This window comes from Chromobacterium alkanivorans, from assembly GCF_016937655.1.
Taxonomy (GTDB): Bacteria; Pseudomonadota; Gammaproteobacteria; order Burkholderiales; family Chromobacteriaceae; genus Chromobacterium; species Chromobacterium alkanivorans.
Genome location: NZ_JAFHKL010000029.1, coordinates 1 through 3,382, shown reverse-complemented (window position 1 = coordinate 3,382; position 3,382 = coordinate 1). Strand labels below are relative to the sequence as shown.

Sequence of the window (3,382 nt, the reverse complement as noted above, 5' to 3'; positions counted from 1 at the left end):
CGGCGAAGTCAGAGCCAAACTCAGTTCCGAACCCGGCAAGACCCAGCTCAACCAAGGCTTCCTAACCCACCCGCGCAGCAACGGCAAGGCCGAAGCGCGCGGCGACGGCTTCGAACTCAGAACCGACAGCCACGGCGCGATCCGCGCCGGCCACGGCCTGCTGCTGAGCACCGAAGCGCAGAACGGCGCTGGGGGCAAACAACTGGCGCGCGAACAGGCGCAAAGCCAGCTGGACGCGGCACTGGCCCTGAGCCAGAGCCTGGGCGACACCGCCACCGGCCAGCAGGCCGACACCATGGAAACCGGGCCGGACAAGGTCAATCCGGACAACAACAAGGCGGGCAAAGGGGATAAGGGGCATTTACAGCAGCAGGCGGCCGCGCTGAAAGCCTGGGAAGCCGGCTCCAATACTGACAAGGACGGCAAAACCGCCAAGGAGCAGACCGGCCGCCAGCCCTTGATCGTGCTGTCCGCGCCGGCGGGCATCGCCAGCCTGAGCCAGCAAAGCCAGACCGTGGCGGCGGGCACCAATCTGGACCTGGTGGCGCAGCGCGACACCAACCAAACCTCGGGCCGGCGCTGGCTCCACAATGTGGGCCAGCACATCAGCCTGTTCGTCACCGGCCTGCAAGACAAGATCGCGTTGAAGCTGATCGCCGCCAAGGGCAAGATGCAGGTGCTGGCGCAGAGCGACAGCATCGAGGTGACCGCGGACAAGGATGTGACGGTGACGTCCTGCAAGGAAAGAATCACCGTGGCCGCCAAACAGGAAATCCTGCTCAACGTTAGCGGCGGCGCTTACATCCGCATCGCCGGCGGCAATATCGAACTGCATTGCCCGGGCAAGGTGTCGGTGAAAGGCGCCAGCCACCAGATGAGCGGGCCGGCGCAAATGACGGTCACGCATCCGGATTACCCGCAAAGCATTCCCAGGATGCCGCTGTCGCTGCGGCTGGATCAATCGCCGCAAGGCGGCAACAGCAGCTGGACCGGCATGCCCTATACCCTGCATGCCGACGGCGGCGAGGTGGAGCGCGGCATCATTGACGAAAGCGGCCACCTGGCGGTCAAACATGCGGTCACCACGCAAAAATACACGGTGGAGCTGGCCAACGGCGTCAAGTTCGATATCCCGGTGGCCAATGAACTGAGCAAGCCGGACAAGGGCGCGCTGGCCAATGCCGGCTTCCATAAAGTGGTGGCCGGCGGCGCGCCGCCGGACGGCCGCGTGGAGCCGGACGAGCATGCGCGCGCGCGCTACCACCGTTTGCTTAATGGCGAGGCCGACGCTTCGCCGGCAGGAGAATAATAATGAGCGCGAACACGATAGTCTCTCCGATCTGCGTCAAAGAACCGCTGCGGGCCAATTTGACCCTGCCCTGGTTTTTGCAGACCAGCGAATACGCGCCGCATGAGGGCAGCTTCCAGCCCCTGGTCAACGGCGAGGCGGCGTTTGCCTCGGTGCATTACGCCATCGCCAAAGCCAAGAAAAACGTCAGCATCATCTGCTGGGGCTTCCAGCCGTCCATGTACTTCGTCCGCAAGGGCGCCGACACGGTGAAGTACGCGGACATCGCGGAAGCCGTGCCGGCGCAGATAGGCAAGTTGCTGGAGCACAAGGCCAAGCAGGGCGTGCAGGTGCGAGTGCTGTGTTTCGCCTCCAAGCCGGCCGGCCTGTACGTCAACAGCACCGGCGCCACGGTGGGGGAGTCGCAAACGCCTGGGCGTTGGAGTGTGGGCATCAAGGACAAGCCGGATTATGAAACCCCGGAGCAGTATAAATACGATTCGCAGTGGTATTCCTGGTATGACGAGGATCAGCCAGCGGCCGGCGCCACGGACAAGGAAGTGCGGGACCAGTTTCACAAGGATATTCCCAGCAAAAATCTGCATTTCCGTAGCCGCGGCTTTGGCCCGCGCGCCCGCACCCACATCGCGACGCAGGATTATGACGATACGGGCTTGAAGAAAAGAACCAAGGCCACCTTGGCGAGTGCCCCCAGCCATCACCAGAAAATGGTGTTGGTGGATTACGACGACGCGCAAGCCCATGTCGGCTTCGTCATGGGCCACAATATGTTGGACGAGTACTGGGACACCAATGCCCACAGCGCCAAGCCCAAAGCGCCCAATCTGGGCCGCAACGGCACGGTGGGGCCGCGCGAGGACTTTTCCAGCCTGATCACCGGGCCGGCGGTGGGCGATCTGTTCCACAATTTCCGCCGCGCCTGGCGCGACGAAGCCAAGGAAGACCTGCCGTTGCCCGGCTGCGGTTTCGGCGGCTATGCGCCGCGAGTGGACGGGCAGGCCAATAAGGCCGCCATGGTGCAGCTGCTGCGCACCCAGCCGGAATACAAGAAACAGGACATCAAGAAGCTGTATCTGAAGGCGGTCAACAACGTCACCTCCTACATCTTCATCGAAAACCAGTACTTCCGCTGGCCGCCGCTGGCGGAAAAGATCAAGGACGCGGCCAAGGCGCAGAAGCAGGCTGGTCGTCCTTACCCGATCTATCTGTTCGTGATCACCAATACCAGCGATGCCGGCGTGGGCGCTGGCACGGTCAACACCTACCGGATGCTGGACAGCCTGGGGCGCGCCGACACGATTCCCGGCGTGGCGCGTCTGGAAAAGGCGGATGATGTGGAGGCCCGGCTGGGCCAGGCCAAGCAGGCGGAACGGGAGGCCAAAGTGGTGAGCGCCTTGAACGTCATGGCGCCGGCAAAGCTCAAAAGCAAGATCAAGGAAGCGGAGGCAGACGCCACGGCTTATCGCGAGCGGATGGAAAAGGAGTACGAGGCCGCCCAAAAGCCGGACGCTCCCATTAGCGCGGTGGAGCAGCCCGGCCTGAAAACCCATATTTGCTCCATTGTGGCGCCGGACTCCCCGCCGGGAGCATGGGCTGAAACCTATATCCACGCCAAGCTGATGATCATCAACGACGCTTTTCTGACGCTGGGCTCGGCCAATATCAATACCCGCAGCATGCAGGTGGACAGTGAATTGAACATCGCTTTGGACCGGCCGGAAATCTCCAAGCCGCTGCGCCAGGAGTTGTGGGGGAGGCATACTAGCCATTGGGATCGTGCGAATCCAGATCGAATGGATCGTGAGATTGATGCCAAAAAGGCATATGAACAATGGCAGCTAATTCTTGACAGTAATAAAGTTGCTTCACAAAAGCAGTTGCCCCCTGTAGCACCTCTTCGTGAATTCCTGCGCACAGACCCAGCCCGGAGCAATAGTGATTAAGCCCGCATTTCTGACCCTGATTCTGACCCTGAGCCTGGCCGCCTGCGGCGGCGCCAAGGAGCGTTCCGTGCCCGATTTGAAAGAAGTCGAAGCCAAGCTGGCCTTCAACTGCGTATATGAGAAAGACCAC

General features: G+C 61.8%; 2 protein-coding genes. Both read left to right on the top strand.

Annotated features, from left to right (window positions below; genetic code table 11):
- Nucleotides 1-1,309 (top strand): DUF2345 domain-containing protein (locus JW897_RS24020; protein WP_205467922.1); only part of this gene is annotated, 1,309 nt, incomplete at its 5' end.
- Between the two features lie 2 nt (nt 1,310-1,311).
- On the top strand, nt 1,312-3,252 hold the full coding sequence (locus tag JW897_RS24015) for a phospholipase D-like domain-containing protein (RefSeq protein ID WP_205467921.1): 1,941 nt from the start codon (nt 1,312-1,314) through the stop codon (nt 3,250-3,252).
- Nucleotides 3,253-3,382 lie beyond the last annotated feature (130 nt).